This window comes from Rhodococcus daqingensis (assembly GCF_042665615.1).
GTDB lineage: Bacteria > Actinomycetota > Actinomycetes > Mycobacteriales > Mycobacteriaceae > Rhodococcus_G > Rhodococcus_G daqingensis.
The window spans coordinates 233035-255401 of the sequence record NZ_JBHTCS010000014.1; the positions used below are offsets into that span (position 1 = coordinate 233035).

A 22367-nucleotide genomic window follows, 5' to 3' on the forward strand; every position below is an offset into this window, starting at 1 on the left:
CGGGTCAGTCCGCGGTCGCGAGATCGCCCGACTCGGTGGCGGCCACGACCTCGGTGTCGGTGTCGGTGTCGTCCCCGGCGTCGGGGGCCCGCTCGTCCAGCCGCAGATCCACCTGTTCACCGATGTAGCGGATCACCACCGCCATCACGGCCGCGACCGGGACGGCGAGGAAAGCGCCGACGATCCCGAACATCGAGCCGCCCGCGGTCACCGCCAGCAGCACGATCACCGCGTGCAGCTTCATGGTGCGGCTCTGCAGCACGGGCTGGAGCACGTTGCCCTCGAGCTGCTGCACCGCGATGACGATGACCAGGATGATGAGCGCGGTCGTCCAGCCCTTCGCGACGAGCGCGACCAGCACCGCGAGGGCGCCGGCCACGAACGCACCGACGATCGGGATGAAGCCGGCGATGAAGGTGATCACGGCGAGCACCGCGGCCAGCGGAACACCGAGGACGACCAGTCCGAGGCCGATGAAGAAGGCGTCGACGAAGCTGACCAGCGCCTGGGTGCGGATGAAGCCGCCGAGGGTGTCCCAGATCCGGACGGACACCGCCTCGAAGTGCCGCCCGGCCCGACCGCCGGTGACGCTGTGCAGCCACGGCAGGAAGCGCGGGCCGTCCTTGATGAAGAAGAACGAGAGCACCAGGACCAGCACCATCGTCACCAGTGCCGAGCCGGCCGCGCTGACCCCGCTGAAGACACCCGAGGCGATGGCCTGGGCGCTGGACTGCAGCTTGCTGATCACCGCCTGCACGGCGTCGTCGATCTGTTCGTCCGCGAGGTTGACCGGCGGGCCCTTGAACCAGTTCTGCACCTGGGTGATGCCCTGGCTGGCCTTGTTCGCGAGTTCGGGCGCCTGGTCGACGACCGACGGCACGATCAACGCGATGATCCCGCCGAGAACGCCGAGGAACGCGACGATGGTGATGCCGGCCGCCGCGCCCGCGGGCACGCCGCGGGAGGTCATCGCCCGGGTCGGCGGCCACAGCACCGTCGAGACCACGATCGCCAGCAGGACGGGCAGCACCGCGACCCACAGGATGCCCAGCATGGTCCAGAGCACCCACCCGCCCGCGGCGATGAGGACCAGGCACAGCGACCACTTGGCGAGCCACATCCCGCCCATGCCGAGTATCTCGCCGCGGTCGCGGGGGTGGTGCTGACGCGGCTCGGTCGGCGGCGCGGTGGGCTGATCGCTCACGGTCGGTCCTTCCTGGCGGTGATGGACCGAATCTACCGTGCGTGCTCCTCGTGCGAGATCAGCCAGCGCTTGGCGGGCAGCCCCCATCGGAACCCGCCGAGCGAGCCGTCGGTGCGTAGCACCCGGTGGCACGGTACGAACAGCGCGGCGGCATTGCGGGCGCAGGCCGACGCCGCGCCGCGCACCGCGGCCGGACGTCCCGAGCGATCGGCGAACTCGGTGTAGGTGATCGGATCGCCTGCGGGCACGGTGCGCAGCACGTCCCAGGCGTGCACCAGGAATTCACCCGACTGCTGTGAGACGGCGATCGAATCGATGCTGGTCAGGTCGCCGCGGTGGTAGTCGGCGACCGCCCGGGTGACGGCGCCGAGATCGCAGAGTCGGGTGAGGGCGGCCGGGCGCAGGCTCGGGTGGATGAGTGCCCGCAGTTCCTCCGCGTCGTCCGTCCATCCCGATGCGAGGACCGCGCCGTCGTCGTCGACGAGGGCGGTGAACGGGCCGATCGGGGTCGTGGTGGTGGCGTACTGGGCGATCATTTCTGGTCCTCCGTATCGGGGGTCGGTGTGGGATGGAGCGCGCCGCGAGCGGCGAGTGCGCTGCGCCACAAGTGCATTGATGCGTACGAGCGCCAGGGGGTCCAGTGCGCCGAGGCGGTCAGGTCGGCTCCGATCGCGTGCGCGCCCAGCCGGACGACGAGGTCCGTGTCGAGCAGCACGTCGGGGTCGGCGAGGGTGCGCATCACCACGTAGTCGGCGGTCCACGGTCCGATGCCTTTGTAGGACAACAGATCCGCGCGCAGATCCTCCGCGGTGCGGCCGGTGTGCAGGGTCAGTGCGCCCGAGGCCAGCGCCTCGGCGACCCCGATCACCGCGTCGATCCGGCGTGCGGGACCGGTGAGCACCTCGCGGCCGCGGGCGGCGATGGCGTCGGTGGTGGGGAAGCTGTGGGTCAGGTGCGTGTCGGCGACCGGGGCGCCGAGCGCGGCCACCAGGCGGGCGGTCTGGGTGGATGCCGCCGCCAGCGAGATCTGTTGCCCGATCATGGTGCGCAGCAGGAGTTCGTCCGGGTCGATGCTGCCGGGCACCCGGATCCCGGGGGCCGATCGAACGCTCGTCGCGAGTGCGGGGTCGGCGGCGAGGGCTCCGTCCACCGCCTCGGGATCCGCGTCCAGGTCCAGGAGATGTCGCAGTCGGGCAACGGCGGGGGCGAGGTCACGCATGTCCCGCAGCGTCAGGTCGGCGCGCACGTATCCGGGCTGGAGGCGCAGCGCGACCACCCCGCAACCGCGGGGGAGTCGAAGCGTCCTGCGGTACTCGCCGTCGGCCCAGTGCTCCATGCCGGTGACGGCGTGCCCGGACAGGAACCAGGCCAGCCACCCGGCGTCGAGGGGTTGCCGATATGGCAGTCGCAGCGACACCGCGCCCTTGGCGGGTGGACCGTCGGCGCGTTTGGCGGCCTCGGTCCGCATCGTCGAGGGGGTCACCGCGAACACCTCGCGGACCGTGTCGTTGAACTGCCGGATGCTCGAGAATCCCGCGGCGAACGCGATGTCCGACATCGACATCGCCGTGGTCTGGATCAGCAGCCGGGCGGTGTGCGCGCGATGTGCCCGCGCGAGGGCGAGCGGACCCGCGCCGAGTTCCGCGGTCAGCGCCCGGGTTAGGTGGCGCGACGAATAACCGAGCGAGGCGGACAGCGACTCCACGCCGCCGCGCTCGACGGCGCCGTCGGAGATCAGCCGCATCGCGCGGGCCGCGAGGTCCGAGCGCACGTTCCACAGGGGCGAGCCCGGCGCGGCGTCGGGCAGGCACCGGCGGCAGGCGCGGTATCCGGCCTGCTGTGCGGCGGCAGCGGTGGGCAGGAAGGTGACGTTGCCCGGCTTCGGCGTGATCGCCGGGCACGAGGGCCTGCAGTAGATCCCCGTCGTCCGCACCGCGGTGATGAACTGCCCGTCGAAGCGGGAGTCGCGGGAGGACACGGCGCGGTAGCAGCGGTCGAAGTCGAGATGCGGTGCGGTCACAGTCACCACTGTGTCAGCGAGCCGACGGCCGCGCTAGCGGAAATCGGACATCACCGTCGGGGGTCAGGCGCCGCCGGTACGGAGCTCGTACTCCCCGGTGGCGCAGCCGGTCATCAGCGAGCCCTCGCCGAGCGGGGTGAACGCGACGTCCTCGATCCCGACCGTGTCGACGGCCGCGGCGCCCGCGCCGACCCGGTGCGGGAACCAGACCTCGAGCCGGCAGCCGCCGTCGCCCGCCGTGCCGGTCAGCTCCAGCCGGTCACCCTCGGCCGCCAGGTGCGTGATCCGCCCCGGCGCGTACCTCGGGTAGGCGCGGGTGAGCTGGGCGAGCAGGGCCGCGTTGCGCGGGGCGTCCTCCCCGGTGCTGCACAGCACCGGCATCAGTCCGTTGCCGAGTTCCTGGATGCCGTTCTGCGGGTCCCCGCAGGCCTGCTTCCATACCCAGTAGGCGCCGCCCTGGACGTGCGCGTCCTCCTCCTTCGCGTACCGGGCGGCATTCTCGGCGATGCCGTCGCCCCAGTAGCCCCACTCGCCACTCCACACCGGGACGCCGTACTTGGCGGCCACCCGGTCGGCGAGGGTGAAGCCCCGCTCGATGCTGACGATCGTCGGCAGGCCCAGCGAGGCGTCCATGGTGATGGACTCGGCGTACAGGTGCGGGGCGAACACGATGTTGCGGTCGTCGGTGAAGCCGGCCGGGGGGCCGCTGTCGAACCCGAGGCCGGACCACAGGATGCTCGGCTCGAAGTAGACGATCTGCTCGGCTCCCGCCGCGCGGATGGCGTCGATCGTTCGGTCGTAGAAGCGGCCGAGCAGCAGCGACGAGGTGAGCGGCGCGGACTCGCCGAAGTTCGGCTCGTTCAGCAGGTCGTACCCGGCGACGCCCGGCTCGTCCTTGAACTCGCCCGCGAGCATCGCCCAAGCCTGGACCAGGTGCTCCTGCACGTCGTCGGTGTCGTAATAGAAGTTGTTGAACGCGCGGCCGCCTGCGGGCGAGATGTCGCGGCCGGTGAACTGGCAGCGCGGCGCGCCGTCGGTGATCGTGGCCCACTCGGGCGCGCCGTCGTAGCCCCACATGGGCGAGGTACCGGGCCTGCAGCTGACGTCGTCGGGTGACGGGGCGTTCGACCAGCCGTCCTGGTGCATGTCGAGCACGGTGTAGAGGCCGTGCGCCTTGGCCTGCGCGACGGCGACCCGGATCTGGTCGACATAGGCCTCGTCGTAGCGGCCGCGTTCCGGCTCGAGGGCCGACCAGGACAACGCGAGCCGGACCACGTTGAACCCGTGGTCGGCGATGCCTGCGAAGTCCGCCTCGGTCAGCGGCAGGGTCGAGGGGACCTCGGGTCGCGGCGCGTAGAAATCGACGAGCTGGTTGACGTTGACGCCGCGCAGCAGGACCTCGCGGCCCGCGGCGTCGGCGATGACCTCGCCCGAGACACGCAGGGGGAGCAGCGTTCCCGCCTCGGCGGATTCGAGGGGTGCGGGCGATGCGGGCTGCGCGTCGGGACGGGCCAGGAACGGGACGGCCACCGCGACGGCGGCCAACGCCACCGCGCCCGTCCGCAGCGCGGGACGGGGGATCGGAGACGGCTGGGTGGCCTGCCGCCGTGACCAGACCGCGGCGAGTCCGACGATCCATCCCGTGCAGGCGCCGTAGGCGACGCCGTCCGCGAGCCGGATGTACCCGGCCATCAGCGGCCAGAGATCTCCCGCGAATCCGTCGTCGGAGAACATCCCGACGATCGTCGCGGCGAGGGCGAGCAGCGCGCCCGCGCCCATCGCCGCGAACCATCCGGTGAGGAAGGTGGCGGCGGTCCCGCCCGTCACCCGGCGGCCGAGCACCCGCTGGCAGCCGATCGCGCCGAGGACGAGCACGGCGATCCCGCCGACGGTCGCGACCGCCCCGTTGAGGGCGTTGGGCGCGGGCATCCACCGGTCGTAGGGGGCGCCTGCCCACCACTGTCCCGCCAGGAGCGGGGCGATGGCGCCGAAGAGCAGCGCCCCGGCCCACACCGACGGCACCTCGCCGGGTGCGTCGGCGACCTCGCGTCGGCGGCCCGCGAACGCGACGACCCCCGCGACGATCAGCCCGGCCGGAATCGCCTTGGCGAGGGCGAATCCGCTGCCCCACGCCGCGGTCCCGAGGTCGCCCGCCGCCCCCAGTGACATCGCGAACTTCGCCAGCAGCACGGCGAGCACGACGCTTGCCGCGGTGGCCACGAACAGCCGGCGGGACCCGGCGATCGACCGCACCGCCCACCACGTGACACCGAGCAGCACCGGCAGGTACACGACGAACGGCGCGACCTGCCAGGGCGCCCGGATCGGCCACAGGTCGGCGCCGGTCCAGCCGAGCAGGCTCAGCAGGCCGCTCGGATCCGCGGCCGCCTGGACGATGACCAGCAGACCAAGGGCGAGGGTCGCGATCCAGGCAAGGCGATTCGAAGACATCCGACACATTCCGTTCACTGAGGGCGACCCTCGGATCCTAGGTGTCGACGCTTCCGCTCGCGCCCGGAACTGGACGATTGTCCGAATCGCGGGACCGGTCAGCAGCAGCGGGCGCCCGGGTTGCGGTCGGACTCCGCGTACCGGCCGCGCCAGTACTCGCGCTCGGTCGGCACGGGGACGCCGGGGTGCGAGAGCCGGTGATGGGCCGCGAACCGCTCGTAGTCGTGGTCACCCATCAACGAGGTGATCCACCAACGGGCTCCGCGCAGCGCGCGGGCGAGTCCGTCCATCAATGACCTCCCACCGTGTGCGCCGCGCCGGGGGCGCGGACCTTGCCCTCGGCGATCAGCTCGTCCCACTCGTGCTGCACGGCGCGCTCGGCAGGCGTGGGGATGAACCCGGCGGGGCCGAACAGCTTCGACGGCACCGGTGGGACCTCCGTGTCGGGCAGTCCGCCGGCCCGGAAGGCCTTGACGCACACGTACAACCCGACGGCCGCCACGATCAGCACCAGCACCGCGAACACGATCGACAGGGTGCCCTGGATGAAGGTGTTGCGGATGACCGCGTCCATCGCCTCCGGCGTCGTCGCGGACCCGAACGAGGTCTTGCCCGCGTCCTTCGCGTCCTGGAAGGCGTTGTGCTGCGCCCAGTATCCGATCGCGGGGATGTCGGAGAAGATCTTCTGCCAGGACGCGGTCATGGTGACGGTGAGATCCCACAGCAACGGCAGCGCAGGGATCCATGCCCATTTGAACAGCCCCTTTTTCATGACCACGACCAGCACCACGGTCAGCGCGATCGCGGCGAGCAGCTGGTTGGCGATGCCGAACAGCGGGAACAGGGTGTTGATGCCGCCGAGCGGGTCGGTGACGCCCATCAGCAGCACGCCGCCCCACAGCCCCACCACGACCAGCGAGCAGAACCAGGCGCCGGGCCGCCACGACGGGTCCTTGAACTTGCGTGCCGGCCCGCCGAAGTTGCCCAGCGAGTCCGAGAGCATGAACCGCGCGACGCGGGTGCCCGCGTCGACCGTGGTGAGGATGAACAGCGCCTCGAACATGATCGCGAAGTGGTACCAGAACGACTTGAGGCTCGAGCCGCCGATGAACTGGCTCATCACCTCCGACATGCCGAACGCCAGGGTCGGGGCGCCACCGGTGCGCGAGACGATCGACTCCTCGCCGACGTCCTCGGCGGCCTGGTTCAGTTCGTCCGAGGTGATGTCCGCGCCCGGCAGACCGAGGTTGTTGAGGTAGTCGGGCGCGCTCTCCGCGGTGCCGCCCGTCAGTGCGGCGGGCGCGTTCAGGGCGAAGTACAGATGCTGGTCGAGGATGCACGCGGTGATCAGGGCCATGATCGCGACGAACGACTCGGTCAGCATGCCGCCGTACCCGATCATCCGGGTCTGCCGCTCCTTCTCCAACATCTTCGGGGTGGTCCCGGAGGAGATGAGTGCGTGGAACCCGGACAGCGCACCGCACGCGATGGTGATGAACAGGAACGGGAACAACGCGCCGGCGAAGGCCGGGCCCTCGCCGTTCTTCGCGAACTCCGTCATGGCCGGCATCTGGATCGCGGGCTGGGCCACCAGGATTCCGGCGGCGAGCAGCAGGATCGTGCCGATCTTCATGAACGTGGACAGGTAGTCGCGGGGTGCGAGCAGCAGCCACACCGGCAGCACCGACGCCGCGAAACCGTAGGCGATCATCAGCCACGCGATGGTGACCTTCGAGAGGGTGAACCAGTCTGCACCCCAACCCGTTTCGGCGACCCAGCCGCCCGAGACGATCGCGAGCAGCAGGAGCGCGACACCGATCAGGGAGACCTCGGACACCTTGCCGGGCCGCAGGAATCGCAGGTACACGCCCATGAACAATGCGATCGGGATGGTCATGGCGATCGAGAACACGCCCCACGGGCTCTCCGCGAGCGCGTTGACGACGACGAGCGCGAGCACCGCGATGATGATGATCATGATGACGAAGACGCCGATCAGCGCCGCGATGCCGCCGACGACGCCGAGCTCCTCGCGGGCCATCTGGCCGAGGCTGCGGCCGCGCCGCTTGGAGGAGATCCACAGCACCAGGAAGTCCTGGACCGCGCCCGCGAAGACGACGCCGATGATGATCCACATGGTGCCGGGCAGGTAGCCCATCTGGGCGGCGAGGACGGGGCCGACCAGGGGACCGGCGCCTGCGATCGCGGCGAAGTGGTGCCCGAAGAGCACCCGCCGGTCGGTCGGCATGTAGTCCTTGCCGTTTTCGAGGACCTCCGCCGGGGTCGCACGGTCGTCGCGCGGCTTGACGATCTTGTTCTCGACGAGCCGGGCGTAGAACCGGTATGCGATCAGGTACGTGCAGACGGCGGCGATGACGAACCAGACCGAGTTGATCTGCTCTCCCCGCACGATGGCGATCATCGACCAGGCGATCGCGCCGAGCAGGCCGATGGCCGCGAAGACGGCCTTCTTCGCCGGCGTGATCGGGGTCTTGTCGATGATGCCGACCGGGGGCAGGTCCGGATCGGTGCGCAGATACTCGATGTACTGGTCGGACGGGGGCGTGCCGGGGGTGGTGGCAGTCGCCATGTGTTGACCTCCTCATGGGTGCTGGGGTGTGGCGCCCATCACCCTATGCTGCCGAAATGGCGCGTGCGGAGGTTGTCGGTCAGCGGTCGGCTGGGTGCGCCGAACGTCAGAACCGGGCGGCGTCCGCGTCGATCCAGTCGTTCAGCCAGCTGGCCGGCGGGTCCTCGAGCAGCTCGCCCGACTGCAGCCACTCGTACAGCTCCGCATAGGTCTTCGTGGTGAACGCGTCGATGCGCCGGTTGAGCATGGACGGGCGCAGCTCGTCGAAACCGTCCAGGCCCATCGAGGCGATCATCTGCTTCGCGCTGGCCACCGTCGACTTCTGGAACCGGTACACCCGGGCGGACTTGTCCGGCACGTCGATCGACCTGCCGCGGAAGCGGTCCTGCGTCGCGACCCCGACCGGGCAGTGATTGGTGTGGCAGGCCTGGGCCTGGATGCAGCCGACGGCGAACATCATCGCCCGGGCCGCCAGGGTGAAGTCGGCGCCCTGGATGATGCGTTTGACGATGTCGCTGCCACTGGCGACCTTGCCGGACGCACCGATCTTGATCCGGTCCCGCAGGCCGGCGCCGACCAGTGCGTTGTGTACGAGCATCAGGCCCTCGGTCAGCGGCATGCCCATGTGGTCCTCGAATTCGACGGGCGCCGCACCGGTTCCGCCCTCCGAGCCATCCACGATGATGAAGTCCGGCGCGGTCCCGGCCTCCAGCATGGCCTTGCAGATGCCGAGGAACTCCGCACGCGATCCCACGCAGAGCTTGAACCCGACCGGCTTGCCCCCGGAGAGGGCGCGCAGCGTCGCGACGAATTCGACGAGCCCGGTCGGGGTGTCGAAGGCACTGTGCGCGGGCGGCGAGATCACGGTCACCCCCGCCGGAACGCCTCGGGTGTCGGCGATCTCCTGGCTGACCTTCGCGCCGGGCAGCACACCGCCGAGGCCGGGCTTCGCGCCCTGCGAGAGCTTGATCGAGATCGCCTTCACCTGGGGGTCGACCGCCTTCGCGGCGAAGACGTCCGGATCGAATTGTCCGTCGGCGGTGCGGCACCCGAAGTAGCCCGAGCCGATCTCCCAGATCAGGTCGCCGCCGTGCTTGCGGTGGTAGGGGCTGATGCCGCCCTCTCCGGTGTCGTGCGCGAATCCGCCGCGCGCGGCGCCCGCGTTCATCGCCTCGACGGCGTTGGCGGACAGCGAGCCGAAGCTCATGGCGGAGACATTGAGCAGCGCGATGTCATAGGGCTGAGTGCAGTCCGGGCCGCCGAGCCGAACAGTCGGTGTCGCCTCGGGGGCGTGCCGGGCTCGCAGTGAGTGCGCCATGAACTCGTATCCCGGCGCGTGCACGTCCCGTTCGGTGCCGAAGGGCTCGTCGTCCTTGGTGCCCTTGGCCCTCTCGTACACGAGGTCTCGGGTCTCCCGATCGAACGGCGTTCCGTCGGTGGCTGATTCGATGAAGTACTGCTGGATCTCGGGGCGGATCTTCTCGAGCAGGAACCGGGCGTGTCCGAGGACAGGGTAGTTGCGCAGGATGCTGTGGCGCCGCTGGAGCAGATCCCGGGTACCGAGGCAGGCGAGTGCGACAACGACGGCGGCGACAATCCACCAGCCGGATCCCACGGCGAGGGCGAGGGCCAGCGCGGCCAGCCCTGCCAGCCACACTCCGGCCACGATCAGCCATCTCACCACGGTGCTTCCTCCTGTCGTGAACCCTCGCCGGTCGGATCGACCGAGTGTCGCACCCGGCAGTGCGGGGAGCCGAAAACGACACGGCGGCCCCGGAAACGAATCCGGGGCCGCCGTGTCGGCAGAGCGGGTGTACTACGCCGGGATGGTCAGCACCTGGCCGACGTTGATGGCGTCCGGGTTCGGGATGCCGTTGGCGTCGGCGATGCGCTGGTACTGGTTGCCGTCGCCGTAGAAGTGGGTGGCGAGGTCCCAGAGGGTGTCGCCGGGGGCGACGGTGTGGGTGCGCGGGGCCGGGGGCGCCGGAGGAGCCTCGGCGGCGGCCGGTGCGACGGGGGCGGCCTCGGGCTCGGGGGCGGCGGGGGCCTCGACGGCGGTGTCCGTCGACCACACGGCGTTGTCGCCGGCGTACAGCACCACGTTGCGGTCGTCCTGAACGACCAGCTTGACGCCGGAGTTGCCTGCGGTTTGCGAGGCCCACACCGGGTCGTTGCCCTCGGTGTACAGCACGAAGTTGCCGTCGTCCTGCAGGTCGGCCTTGACCGCGCTCTTGCCGTTCGTCTTGCTGGCCCACACAGCGTTGCCGCCCTCGCTGAGCACGAGGTTGCCGTCCTCCTGCAGCGTCAGTGCGTACGCACCGTTGTTGGAGGTGATCGACTGTCCGGCCGCGAGGCTCGAACCGGCCTGCAAGGTGTCCGCCACGTTGTTCCCCTTTCAGAGGTGATCGTCGGTGAAGCGCTTGTAGTGCTGATCCGCACGGGGACCGCATGATCCGGCCCTGGGCGTGCTCACAGAGCGTACGTGGCACGAATGAGTTTTGCTGGGGCTGACGGGGCATCTGAACATAGTCTGAACAATGTGACGCGGTGGGAGAACGAACGGGACGAGGAGCAATCGCGCGCCTATATCCGGCGTTTCGAGGAGTTGGCGGCGCAGGGCGTGGATTTACACGGTGAGGCACGGATGCTCGACGCCGTCATCGCGCCGGGTTCACGGGTGCTCGATGCCGGATGTGGCACCGGGCGTGTCGGCGTCGAATTGGCCAGGCGTGGGCATCATGTGACCGCGGTCGATCTGGATCCGGTGTTGGTGGCGGCCGCGCGGGCGCACCGGGAGCTGACCGTTCACCGGGCGGACCTCGCCGAACTCGACCTGCCGGGCGAGGTGTTCGATGCGGTCATCGCGGCCGGGAACGTGCTGATTTTCCTCGAGCCGGGGACGGAACGTGCTGTGTTGCAACGGCTCACCGCGCACCTGGCCGACGACGGTGTGCTGGTGACCGGGTTCGCGACGGACTACCGGTACTCGGTCCGGGACTTCGATGCGGACCTGGCGGCGGTCGGGCTGGTGCTCGAGCAGCGCTTCGCGACATGGGACCTGCGGCCGTGGCGGGCCGATGCGGCGTGGGCGGTGACGGTCGCGCGCAAGCGAGGGTAGCGGCCGCCTCAGGCCCAACACATGATGGCGAGGGCCCCGGCGAAGGGAATCACGGCCAAGGGCGCGCAGGTCAGCGCGGCGCCCAATGGGCCCTGCTGTGGATTGAGCATTGCGGGTGAGACGAGGGCGGGGACCGGCGATGCGGGTGCGGCGGCGGCGATCGCCGGGCCGAACGCGATCATCGGCACCGTTGCGGCGGCCACTATCGCTGCGCGGAGTGGTTTCTTGGTCATGGTGTTCCTCCTGCTGGCGGCTGTGGCGCACCCTGCGCGATTCCGGTGTGCCGTCGGATGGCGCTCTCCTCATTGTGAGCGCCTGGCCGCGGCGTGTCACGGGGCGGAGGCCATGAGCCTCCGGTTCTGCACACGCGTGCCGTGCGTGACGCCTAGGGTCGAATGGTCGGGCTGTCACCTCGAGCCGGATCGGAGGCGCATTCATGGACGGCGCCGCGCTGATCTGCCTTCCGTACGCCGGTTCGGGCGCGTCGTTCTTCCGGAGTTGGCGGGCGGTGGCACCGAAGGGGCTGAGGATAGTGCCGGTGCAGCTCCCCGGCCGCGAGGAGCGATTCGCCGAGCCGCTGCTGACCACGGTCGAGGCGGCGATGGACGACCTGGTGCCGCGACTGTTGCCCGACTGCCGGGCCGCCGACTCGGTCGCACTGTTCGGGCACAGCCTGGGTGCGGTCCTGGCGTATGAGCTGGCGCACCGACTCGGGGACGAGGGCGGGGTGACGCTGTCGCGATTGTTCGTCAGCGGGTCGCCTGGACCGTCGACCGTCCGGGAGATCCGGGCGTCGAAGCTCGACGACGACCAGTTCGTCGCCCAGGTGAACGAGCTGGCCGGATACTCCCATCCGGCATTGGATCACCCCGAGCTGCGCGAACTGCTGCTCCCGGTCCTGCGCGCCGACGTCGAGATGCACGAGAACTACCGGCCTCCGGAGCGTGGGCCGTTGGAGGTTCCGATCTCGGCCCTGCGGGGCCGTGACGATCTGCTGGTGAGCGCGGGGCAGGCCGGGGAGTGGCGGGAGGCCACCACCGCCGACACCTCGGTGCTGGAACTCGACGGCGGGCACATGTACCTGACCGACCACGCACACGCGCTGCTGCGGCTCATCGCGACTCTCCTCGATGGGCCCGATCCCCGATGACCGGGCGGCTGGCGGACCGGACCGCCGTCATCACCGGGGCGGCCAGGGGAATCGGACGGGCCTGTGCGGTCGCCTTCGCCGCGGAGGGCGCGGACCTGATGCTGATCGACATCTCACGGAACCTGCCGGAGGTGCCCTACCCGCTCGGCTCCGCGAGCCAACTCGAGCACACCGCCGCGCTGTGTCGCGACCGCGGTGCCTCGGTGTTGACGCGGGCAGTCGACGTGCGCGAACTCGGCGAGGTCACCGCCGCGATCGAGGCGGCACACGAGCGCTTCGGTCGCCTCGACGTCCTCGTGAACAACGCCGGGATCGCGGCGCCGTCGGGACGACTCCCACACGAGATCGACGAGGACGAGTGGCAGGTGATGATCGACATCGATCTGTCCGGGGCGTGGCGGACGATCCGCGCAGCGGGTGGCATCATGCTGTCCCAGCGCAGCGGCAGCATCATCAACATCGCCTCGACCGCGGGAATCGTCGGCTACAGCCGCTTTGCCGGCTACGTGGCGGCCAAGCACGGAATCGTCGGGCTGACCAAGGCGGCCGCGCTGGACTACGCGCCGAGCAGGGTTCGAGTGAACGCACTGTGCCCGGGCTCCGTGCGAGACAGCCCGGAATTCGAGGGCCGGATGCTGTCCGAGATCGCACGATCGCTCGACATACCGGTGGACGAGCACGAGTCGATTTTCGTGCAGGCGCAGCCGAACAATGCCCTCGTCGAGCCCGAGGACGTCGCGTCGGCCGCGCTGTGGCTGGGGTCCGACGAATCGCGGCACGTCACCGGCACGGTGGTGACGGTCGACGGCGGGTTCTCGGCACACTGAGAAGCCCTCTTGACCTGCGCTCTTTGGTAAAATTGGGCCCATGCACCAATCCCAATGGGGTCGGGCTGGGCTGGCGCGGGCGGCGTACGGCCACGCGTTGTCGGTGCGCAGGACGGCGGGCTTCACGGCTGCGGAGCTCGAAGGGGTACTGCACGAGGCCTGCGACCGATGGTGGGGGATCACGGCTGCGCATCCGCGATTGTGGATCGAACGGGTGGACTCGGCCTCGACGGGTGCGGATGCGCGCAGCCATCTCGAATCGGAGCTGTACCGGCCGATGGGCGTGGGAGGCCCTCCGCTGCGCGTTGTGCTGCTCGAATACTCGGATGGCCCGGCAGATCTCGTGTTGGTGTCGGACAGACGAGATCTGGATCTCCCGTCCCTGGCCGCCGTGGCGGACGTCCTTCTCGGCAAGGCCGAACTCCAATCCTTTTCGGCCCGACCATCATCGGCGCGTCGGGACGGGCGGGCACCGGAGGTCGGACCCTCGGCCTGGGATGCGCACCGCCCGACTGGCTTCGCGTGGGCGGTGGGGGACTCGTCCGGGCGACCGGTCGGGGGAACGGTGGACGTCCCGCTCGGAGCAGTGGGCGGTGACGCCGCCACGACCGTCGCCGTGGCGGCGGGGCTGGTCTTGGGCCGGTACGAAGGTCTCGACTCCGTGTCCGTAGCCATCTGGAGTATGGACCCGAACCGTCCCGCGAACGCTCTGGGTGGCCACGAGCAGTGCCGTGTTCTCCCCGTCGATTCATCGGCTTCGTCTGTGCTGCAGGAGGTCCTGCTGCGCTCGGCCGGTGTGCTGCAGCGCGAGGATCAACGGTGTGCCAGTGCCGCGGGTGCCGGGAACCACCCCGACCGGATCGGCGGCTGGGACGTCGGTGTTCTCGATGTGGTGACCGTTCCTGGAGCGCACTATGTTCCGTGCCAGGTACCACCCTTTCCCCTCACGCTCATCCCGATGACAGGCGAGAACGGTGGACCGGTGCTCCGGATCCGGCACCGGCTCGAGGAGATCGATCCGTCTGCGGCGAAGCAGTTCGGACATCAGGTGGCCATGACCGTCGAGCGGCTGCGCCGGCTCGATCCGACTGTGCGGCAGTCTGATCTGGAACTCGTCACGCAGTCGAACGATGTGGTGCCCGGGGTCTCGGCCGCGGGACCCCAGGGTTCCCCCCGTCGACTCGAGGACCTGTTTCGGGAGCAGGCCCGCGAACGGCCGAACGCGATTGCGGTCGTCCTGGGCAACCGTCAGCTCACCTACGCGGAGCTCGACGAGCAGTCCAGCCGACTGGCGAGTGGGCTGCGCGCGTGTGGCGTCTCATCGGGCGATCGCGTCGGGATCTGTCTGGACCGGTCAGTGGAGTTGATCGTCACCATGCTGGGCGTGCTGATGGCCGGTGCCGCCTTCGTCCCGATGGACGTCCGGCATCCGACCAACAGGCTCGTCTACACGGCAGGTGACGCCGGAATCGGCTTGGTTGTCACCGGACTCGGCGACATCGGGTGGGGCGATGGAGTACGGGCGGCGTCACCGGAGGAACTGCAGGAGGGCGCGGATGTCCAGCTGCCCGAGGCAGGCGTCGACGTCGATGCGGAGGCCGCCGCCTATGTCATCTACACGTCCGGGTCGACGGGCCGACCGAAGGGCGTGGTGATCCCACACCGGAACGTGCACGCGCTGTTGATCGCGGCCGTCGACGAGTTCGACCTGGGACCGGGCGACTGCTGGTCACTGTTTCACTCATCGGCGTTCGACTTCTCGGTGTGGGAGATCTGGGGCGCCCTGCTGACAGGTGGGCGGCTGATCGTGGTGCCCTACTGGATATCTCGCTCGCCGGTGGAATTCCACACCCTGCTGGCCGACGAGCGGGTCAGCGTGCTGAGCCAGACACCGACGGCGTTCGCGCAACTTGCCGTGGCGGATCGGGACCTCGACCGGCTCGACGCACTCCGCCTGGTGGTGTTCGGCGGCGAGTCACTCGACACCCGAATGCTCCTGCCCTGGCTGGACAGATACCCGGAGTCGCGGTGCCGGCTGGTGAACATGTACGGCACCACCGAGACGACCGTCCATGTCACTGCGCAGGTCGTGCGGCGAGGGCAGGCGCTGGCCGGTGACAAGGCGGTGGGGAGGCCGCTGCCGGGATGGATCGTCGATGTGTTGGACGAGCGGGCACGCCCGGTCCCGAGCGGGCTGGTCGGCGAGATATACGTCGGCGGTGCGGGGGTCGCGGTCGGCTACCTGAACCGGCCGGAACTCACCGAGCAGCGCTTCGTCCGCGTCCGGGCTCGGGGCAATCGCAGAATGTACCGGACGGGCGATCGGGGGCGGCTGCGGCGCGACGGGACGCTCGAGCATCTCGGCCGCCTGGACAACCAGGTCCAGATCCGCGGTTACCGTATCGAACTCGACGAGGTCGGCGCTGTCCTGCGGGCCGATCCCGCGGTCTCCGCGGCCGCCGTGATCTCCGCCGACCGGCCCGATGATCCGGCAGGCCCGGGTATCGACGCATATGTGGTGCTCACCGGCGACGCCGACTCCTCGCACAACGCGTCGTCCGTCCGGGCGCGGGCCGCGACGTTTCTTCCGGACTACATGATGCCGCGAACGGTCACGGTGCTCGGGTCGATGCCGCTGACCATCAACGGGAAGCTGGACACGGCCCGACTGCCGTCACCGATCCCGCCGCCTCAGCCGAGTGCACCCACCTCGGGTGCGGGCCTTCAGGGCTCGATCGCCGATCGGCTGACCGACATCTGGGAGTCGCTGCTCGGCGTCCCGGTCACGCTGGAGGACAACCTGTTCGAGCTCGGTGGCAACTCACTGTGCGCGATCAAGGCCGACAGCATGATGCGGCGGCTCGGCCTGCCGGTGCTGCCGATGCGCGAGCTCTACTTGCGTCCCAGCATCCGGGGAATCTGTGAAACCCTCGAGCGGCTCTATCCGTCGCCGAGGTAACGCTCGAGAATCGTTCCGATCTCCGCGAGCGGCACCGGCTGCGTCATCTCGTTGTGCGCGCAGTGCACCCGATGTTCACGGATCCGACCGGAGACCGTGTGCCGCCAGGCCTCGGCCGAGCACGGGGCGGCGCCGTCCGTCGAACCGGTTGCGGTGAAGAAGATCATGTCCCCGTCGAAGCGTCGCGGGGTGTACCGATCTGAGATCCGGATCGAGTTCGCGTATCCCTCGCTGATCCGCTGCAGCTGGTCGGCGGTGAGTCCGGTTCCGCCGCCGGAGTCGAGATCGCCGGACTCGAGCCCGTAGGCGCGGTTGAGTAGTGCGGCGGCGCGCGCGTAGGACACGGTCCCGGTGTCGGCCAGCCCCTCCGACTCGACGCCGAGCCCTCGCAGCAGCTCCGGCGCCGACAGCTCGGCGGCGGAGGCGTCCTCCGGGTGCGGGAGCCGGCTGTCCATGAGCGCGAGCGTCGCGACCCGATCGCCGTCGGCCGACAGTTCGGTGGCGATGGCGTGCGCGATCAACCCGCCCAACGACCAGCCCAGCAGGTGGTAGGGGCCCTCCGGCTGAACGGCCCGGATCTCCTGGACGTAGCGGTGGGCGAGCTCCTCTACCGATTCGGCGACCGGACCCCCGCTGATGCTGGGCAGCTGCAGCCCGTAGACCGGCCGAAGCGGGCTGAGGTGGTGTGCCAGTCCGGCGTACGCCCACGCCAGACCCATTCCGGCATGCACGCAGAACAGCGCGGGGGCGGTGCCGGTGGCCCGGAGCGGAATGACGACCCGCAGAAGATCGGACACGGGCTCCGTCGCCGCGGCCTCGATGTACCCGGCGAGCCCCGCCGGAGTCGGGGTCAGGAACAGGGCCTGGAGGGGGATCACGTGGCCGCCCCGTGCCCGAATGTCGGAGACGATCCGAATCGCGGTCAGAGAGGTCCCACCGAGGTCGAAGAAGTTGTCGTCCAGTCCTATTCGGCGGAGGCCGAGAACATGCCGGAAGGAGTCGACTATGTCGCGTTCGGTGCGGGTGCGGGCCGCCCGGAACGGGTGGGCCCGCGAGCCGAACTCGGGCTCGGGTAGGGCCGCGCGGTCCAGCTTGCCCGCCGGTGTCAGCGGGATCGAGTCGAGTCGCACGAACGCAGCGGGAATCATGTGGGCCGGAAGCCGGAGCGCAAGGTGATGGCCGAGCGTCCCGGGGTCGAGCCCGGCGCCGGGTGCGGGCAGCACGTAGCAGACGAGGGCCGTGTCACCGGTGGGTCCCGGGCGAGCGAGGGTGGCGGCGAACGCGACGTCGGGGTGGGTGGTGAGGGCGGCATCGATCTCGCCGGGCTCGACGCGGAAGCCGCGGATCTTGACCTGGAAGTCGGTGCGGCCCAGGTGCTCGAGCGTGTGATCGGGGAGTGAACGGACAAGATCACCCGTCCGGTACATGCGGTCGCCGGGTTCGCCGAACGGGTTGGCGACGAAATGCTGGGCGGTGAGGGTGTGCCGACCGTGATATCCGCGCGCGAGTCCCGGACCCGCGAGGTACAGCTCGCCGCGGGTACCCGGCGGCACGGGATGCAGGCGGCCGTCGAGAACCATGGCCGTGAATCCGCGGGTGGGCCCGCCGATCGGCGCCCGCCCGCCCGCAGTCAGTCGCTGGCTGATGTGGGACATGATCGTGGTTTCGGTGGGGCCGTAGGCGTTGAACATGCTGCGCCCCGGCGCCCACCGGGTGAGGAGTTCCGCAGGGCACGGCTCACCTGCGACGGTCAGAACCCGCACGGTGTCGAGTCCGCCGGGATCGATGGAGGCCAACGCCGTGGGGGTGATGAAGGTGTGCGTTATCCGCTCGGCTTCGAGAAGCTCGGCGAGGGCGCTGCCCCCGTACGTGGTCGGCGGAACGATCACGACCCGCGCGGCGGCGCAGAACGCCATCATCAGCTCGAAGACGGAGGCGTCGAAGCTCGGCGACGCGAGGTGGGACACCCGGGCGTCGGCGGTCACGGCCAGGTGCTCGCGCTCCTCTTCGGCGAGATTCGCCAGGCCGAGGTGGGTCAGCATGACACCCTTCGGCGTGCCGGTGGACCCGGACGTGTAGATCACGTAGGCGGGATGGTCGAGCCGCAGCGGGCTGGTCCGGTCCGAATCGGTGAGGTCGGCGGCGGAGTGCGATCCCAGGAGGCGGACGACCTCGGGCTCGTCGAGGGCCAGCCACGGCGGACCACCGGGCCGGTGAGTGTTCGGCAACCGCTCGCGATACGCGGACAGGGTGACCCCGAGCACCGCTCCGCTGTCGCGGAGCATGTGGAGGATTCGGGCCGCGGGATAGCCGGGATCGACCGGCACGAAGGCAGCGCCTGCCTTGACCGTCGCCCACAGCGCGACGATGTACTCGATCGACCGGGGCATCGCGAGCGCGACACAGGTCTCCGGACCCGCGCCGCGAGCGATCAGAGCACGGGCGAGCCTGTTGGAGCGGGCGTCGAGGTCACGGTAGGTCAGCGCGCGGCCGGCCTCGGACACGGCCACCGAGTCGCCGCCGGTCCGTGCCGCGCTCGACAGCAGGTGTGGCCAGAGCCGCGGAGGGACGGCCGGAGTGCCCGTTGCGGGACCGTGGCCGTCGACGATCTCGATGTCGCCGATTGCCAGGTCGGGCCGGGTCGTGACGGATTCGAGGATCCGGACGAACTGCTGGGCGAACCGCGTGACCGTGCCGGGGTCGAACAGGTCGGTGGCAAAGGCGAAGCCCGCCGAGATCCCCGCGGGGTGGCCCTCGGCGTCGAACTCCTCGGTGAGCCCCAGCTCCAGATCGACTTTGGCCGCATCGATCTGGGCATCCACGGCGGCCACCTCGAGCCCGGGCAGGTCGAGGTGTGGCAGCACCGCGCTCGCGGACGCCGGAGCGTCGAACTCCAGGGACACCTGGAACAGCGGGGAATGCGCGGTGGAGCGGATGGGGGCGAGCAGCTCGACCAGTCGCTCGAACGGCACCTCGGCGTGGGTGAACGCGTCGAGGTCGCCGTCGCGGGTGCGGGCGAGTAGGCCCGTGAACGACTCATCCCGGTCAACCCTGGTGCGCAGCACCAGCGTCCCGACGAACATGCCGACCAGATCGTCGAGCGAGGGGTCCGACCGGCCCGCGGTCGGGGTGCCGACGGCGATGTCGTCGGTGCCGGACAGCCGCGCCAGCAGCACGGCGAGGGCGGCGTGGATGGTCATGAACAGCGTGGAATTGCCGCGGCGGGCGGTCGATCGAAGGGCGCGATGAAGGTCGGCGTCGATGCGGAAGCCGATGCGGTCGCCCCGGAGGGTTCGCTGGGTGGGGCGCGCTCGATCGGTGGGCAGCGACAGCACCTCGGGCAGTCCCGCGAGCGTGCGGGCCCAGTACCCGAGTTGGGTGGTGATCGGACTGTCGGTGTCCTGGTCGTCGCCGAGTGCCTCGCGTTGCCAGAGCGTGTAGTCGGCGTACTGGACCGGCAGCGGTGGCCAGGCGGGTGGCCGGCCCCCCGCGCGTGCGGTGTATGCGGTGGAGACGTCGCGGAGGAAGGGCACCACGGAGAAGCCATCGGCGCTGATGTGGTGGATCACAACCGCGAGGATGTGCTCCTCCGGGTCGAGCTCGAACAGGCGAGCGCGCAGCGGCAGCTCGGAGGTGAGGTCGAAGCCGGCCGCGGCGAAATCCCTGATCCGTTGCGGCGCTTCGGCTTCGGTGATCGGCACCGCGGCGATGTCGGGAGTGGCATCCGCGCGGGCGAGGATCTGCTGGAAAGGTTCGCCGTCGCCGATCGAGAACACGGTGCGCAGCGATTCGTGGCGTGCCACGACGTCGGTGAGGGCGGCCAGCAGTGCCGAGGAGTCGAGGGGGCCGCTGAGGCGGACCGCCAGCGGGATGTTGTACGCCGGCGAGGAGGTGTCGAACTGGTTGAGGAACAACATGCGCCGTTGAGCGGGTGACAGTGGGATCTGGTCGGGACGGTCGACGGGGGTGAGGGCCGGACGCCGCGCGGGTGCGGTGCGACCGGGCGTGAGGCGGGCGGCGAGACCGCGCGCGGTGGGCGCGTCGAAGAGCGCACGCACACCGATGTCGGTGTGCAGTTCGGTGTTGATGCGGGCGACCGCGCGGGTCGCGGCGAGGGAGTTGCCGCCGGCATCGAAGAAGTCGGCGTCGACGCCGAGGAGTTCGAGCCCGAGGACCGTCGCGAACGCATCCGCGACGATCTCCTGGACCGGAGTTGTGGCAAACCGGGGTCGCCCTTCCGGCAGGCCGAACCGGGGCGCCGGCAGTGCCGCGCGATCGAGCTTGCCGACGGGCGTCAGCGGGATCTCGTCGAGCACGACGATGGCGGTGGGGATCATGTGCGCCGGAAGGCGTTCGGTGACGTGGGTGGTGAGTTCGGCGGGGTGGAGTTCTGCCGTGTCGGCGGGCAGGACGTAGGAGACGAGGACGGTGTCGCCGGACGGTGTGGTGTGCGTGGTGGTGGCGGCGAAGGCGACGTTGGGGTGGCTGGTGAGGGCGGTGTCGATTTCGCCGGGTTCGATGCGGAATCCGCGGATCTTGACCTGGAAGTCGGTGCGGCCCTGGTATTCGAGTGTGTGGGCGCCGGTGTGCGGGTCGAGCGTCCAGCGGACGATGTCGCCGGTGCGGTACATGCGTTCGCCGGGTCGGCCGAAGGGGCTGGCGATGAACCGGTCGGCGGTCAGTGCGGGCCGTCGGTGGTAGCCGCGGGCGAGCCCGTCGCCGGCGATGTAGAGCTCGCCGGGTGTGCCGAGGGGGACCGGTTGTAGTCGGGCGTCGAGGACGAGTTCGGCGACGCCGGCGACGGGGCCGCCGATGGTGATCGGCTCGCCGACGGTCATCGGGGCGCAGATGTTGGACATGACGGTGGTTTCGGTGGGGCCGTACGCATTGAACATCCTGCGCCCCGGCGCCCATCGGGCCACCAGCCCCGGGGGGCACGCCTCGCCGGCCGCTACGGCGGTGCGCAGGCACTCCAGTCCCTCGGGATCGGTCGAGGCGAGTGCTGCGGTGGGCACGAATCCGTGGGTGATCCGTTGGTCGGCGATCAGCCGCTGCAGCTCCGTGCCGCCGTAGACGGTCGGTGGCGCGATCACCATGCTCGCGCCCGCACCGAACGCGAACAACAGGTCGAACACGGAGCCGTCGAATGTGGGTGTGGAGAAATGCAGTACGCGCGAGTGCTGGTCCGCGGACAGTGAATCCAGCAGCGCGGCGGCGAACCCGGCGAGCCCGCGGTGGGTGATCGTGACGCCTTTGGGTGAGCCGGTGGATCCGGAGGTGTAGATGAGGTAGGCGGGGTGGTCGGGGTGCAGTGGGCGGTGTCGTTCGGTGTCGGTGATCGGGGCGCTGGTGTGCTGGTCGGCATCGTCGAGTTGCAGTGTGTCGAGGGGGATCCAGGGGAGGGTGTCGGGTAGTTCGTTGTGGTGGGTGGTGAGGGTGAGGCCGAGGGTGGCGCCGGAGTCGGTGAGCATCTGGGTGATGCGGTCGGTGGGGTAGGTGGGGTCGATGGGGACGAAGGCGGCTCCGGTCTTGGTGACGGCCCAGGTGGCGAGGACGGATTCGGTGGAGCGCGGTATGGCGAGTGCGATGTGGGTTTCGGGTCCGGCGCCGCGGGCGATGAGGGCTCGGGCGAGTTGGTTGGAGCGGTGGTCGAGTTCGCGGTAGGTGGTCTGGCGGTTTCCGTCGATGATCGCGGTGGTCTCGGGGTGGGTTGCGGCGCTGTCGGTGAGGATCTGCGGCAGGGTGCGGACGGCACAGCCGGGGCCAACACTGACCGGAGCGAGTTCCGCGAGCTCGGATTCGGTGAGCAGGGCCAGGTGCGCCAGCGGGACATCGGGATTCGTGGCGACGGCACCGAGCACCGACTCGACGCGGTGGGCGACGGACTCCATTTCGGCGCGGCCGAAGATCTCGGGAAGGTATTCGAACTTGAGGTGGAGTCGGGTATCGGCGTTGGCGGCGATGGCGAGGGGGTAGTGGGTGGCATCGACGCCGTGGGCGGCGGTGATGTGGAGGTCGGGTTGTTCGGTGAGGGTGGTGGGGTCGAGG

14 protein-coding genes are annotated in these 22367 nt (G+C 70.0%); 4 read left to right on the forward strand and 10 right to left on the reverse strand.

What is annotated here, in order from left to right; genetic code table 11:
* Window positions 1-4: 4 nt before the first annotated feature.
* From ACFQS9_RS13280 to ACFQS9_RS13315, 8 genes are all read right to left on the reverse strand, one after another.
* A complete protein-coding gene (locus ACFQS9_RS13280; RefSeq protein WP_378405341.1) occupies window positions 5-1204 on the reverse strand; it encodes an AI-2E family transporter in 1200 nt (399 codons plus the stop codon).
* Window positions 1205-1236: 32 nt separating this feature from the next.
* The gene (locus ACFQS9_RS13285) at window positions 1237-1740 is read right to left on the reverse strand and encodes a methylated-DNA--[protein]-cysteine S-methyltransferase (protein WP_378405343.1); all 504 of its coding nucleotides are present in this window, start codon (window positions 1738-1740) and stop codon (window positions 1237-1239) included.
* Window positions 1737-3224, reverse strand: a complete 1488-nt coding sequence (locus ACFQS9_RS13290) for a DNA-3-methyladenine glycosylase 2 family protein (protein WP_378405345.1) — start codon at window positions 3222-3224, stop codon at window positions 1737-1739. The genes ACFQS9_RS13285 and ACFQS9_RS13290 overlap by 4 nt, the downstream gene beginning before the upstream one ends.
* Before the next feature lie 63 nt (window positions 3225-3287).
* Window positions 3288-5675, reverse strand: coding sequence for a glycoside hydrolase family 5 protein (locus tag ACFQS9_RS13295; RefSeq protein WP_378405347.1), 2388 nt, complete (start codon window positions 5673-5675; stop codon window positions 3288-3290).
* Between the two features lie 98 nt (window positions 5676-5773).
* Window positions 5774-5965 (reverse strand): YbdD/YjiX family protein, encoded by a 192-nt coding sequence (locus ACFQS9_RS13300; protein ID WP_378405348.1) that lies wholly within the window; start codon window positions 5963-5965, stop codon window positions 5774-5776.
* On the reverse strand, window positions 5965-8265 hold the full coding sequence (locus ACFQS9_RS13305; RefSeq protein WP_378405351.1) for a carbon starvation CstA family protein: 2301 nt from the start codon (window positions 8263-8265) through the stop codon (window positions 5965-5967). The genes ACFQS9_RS13300 and ACFQS9_RS13305 overlap by 1 nt, the downstream gene beginning before the upstream one ends.
* 106 nt (window positions 8266-8371) lie before the next feature.
* Window positions 8372-9949: an FMN-binding glutamate synthase family protein gene (locus tag ACFQS9_RS13310; protein ID WP_378405353.1), complete on the reverse strand. Its 1578-nt coding sequence runs from the start codon at window positions 9947-9949 to the stop codon at window positions 8372-8374.
* 132 nt (window positions 9950-10081) lie between these two features.
* Entirely contained in the window at window positions 10082-10648 is a 567-nt protein-coding gene (locus tag ACFQS9_RS13315) for a LysM peptidoglycan-binding domain-containing protein (protein ID WP_378405355.1), read from the reverse strand.
* Between the two features lie 108 nt (window positions 10649-10756).
* Between ACFQS9_RS13315 and ACFQS9_RS13320 the strand changes: the two genes are divergently transcribed.
* Entirely contained in the window at window positions 10757-11383 is a 627-nt protein-coding gene (locus ACFQS9_RS13320; RefSeq protein WP_378405356.1) for a class I SAM-dependent methyltransferase, read from the forward strand.
* 8 nt (window positions 11384-11391) lie between these two features.
* Here ACFQS9_RS13320 and ACFQS9_RS13325 read toward each other — a convergent pair whose 3' ends face one another.
* A complete protein-coding gene (locus tag ACFQS9_RS13325) occupies window positions 11392-11616 on the reverse strand; it encodes a hypothetical protein (protein WP_378405358.1) in 225 nt (74 codons plus the stop codon).
* Window positions 11617-11819: 203 nt separating this feature from the next.
* On the opposite strand from ACFQS9_RS13325, the gene ACFQS9_RS13330 reads away from it, so the two are divergent.
* The 3 genes from ACFQS9_RS13330 to ACFQS9_RS13340 are packed head-to-tail and all read left to right on the forward strand — an operon-like array spanning window position 11820 to window position 16319.
* Window positions 11820-12533 carry a thioesterase II family protein gene (locus ACFQS9_RS13330; protein WP_378405360.1) on the forward strand — a complete coding sequence of 238 codons (714 nt, stop codon included), beginning with the start codon at window positions 11820-11822 and terminating at the stop codon, window positions 12531-12533.
* Window positions 12530-13360 carry an SDR family oxidoreductase gene (locus tag ACFQS9_RS13335; RefSeq protein ID WP_378405362.1) on the forward strand — a complete coding sequence of 277 codons (831 nt, stop codon included), beginning with the start codon at window positions 12530-12532 and terminating at the stop codon, window positions 13358-13360. Before ACFQS9_RS13330 ends, ACFQS9_RS13335 begins: the two co-directional genes overlap by 4 nt.
* 40 nt (window positions 13361-13400) lie before the next feature.
* Complete coding sequence (locus ACFQS9_RS13340) at window positions 13401-16319, forward strand: amino acid adenylation domain-containing protein (RefSeq protein WP_378405364.1); 2919 nt, start codon at window positions 13401-13403, stop codon at window positions 16317-16319.
* On the opposite strand, the gene ACFQS9_RS13345 is transcribed toward ACFQS9_RS13340, so the two are convergent.
* Window positions 16301-22367 (reverse strand): amino acid adenylation domain-containing protein (locus ACFQS9_RS13345; RefSeq protein WP_378405366.1); only part of this gene is annotated, 6067 nt, incomplete at its 5' end. The two genes, ACFQS9_RS13340 and ACFQS9_RS13345, sit on opposite strands and share 19 nt — an antisense overlap.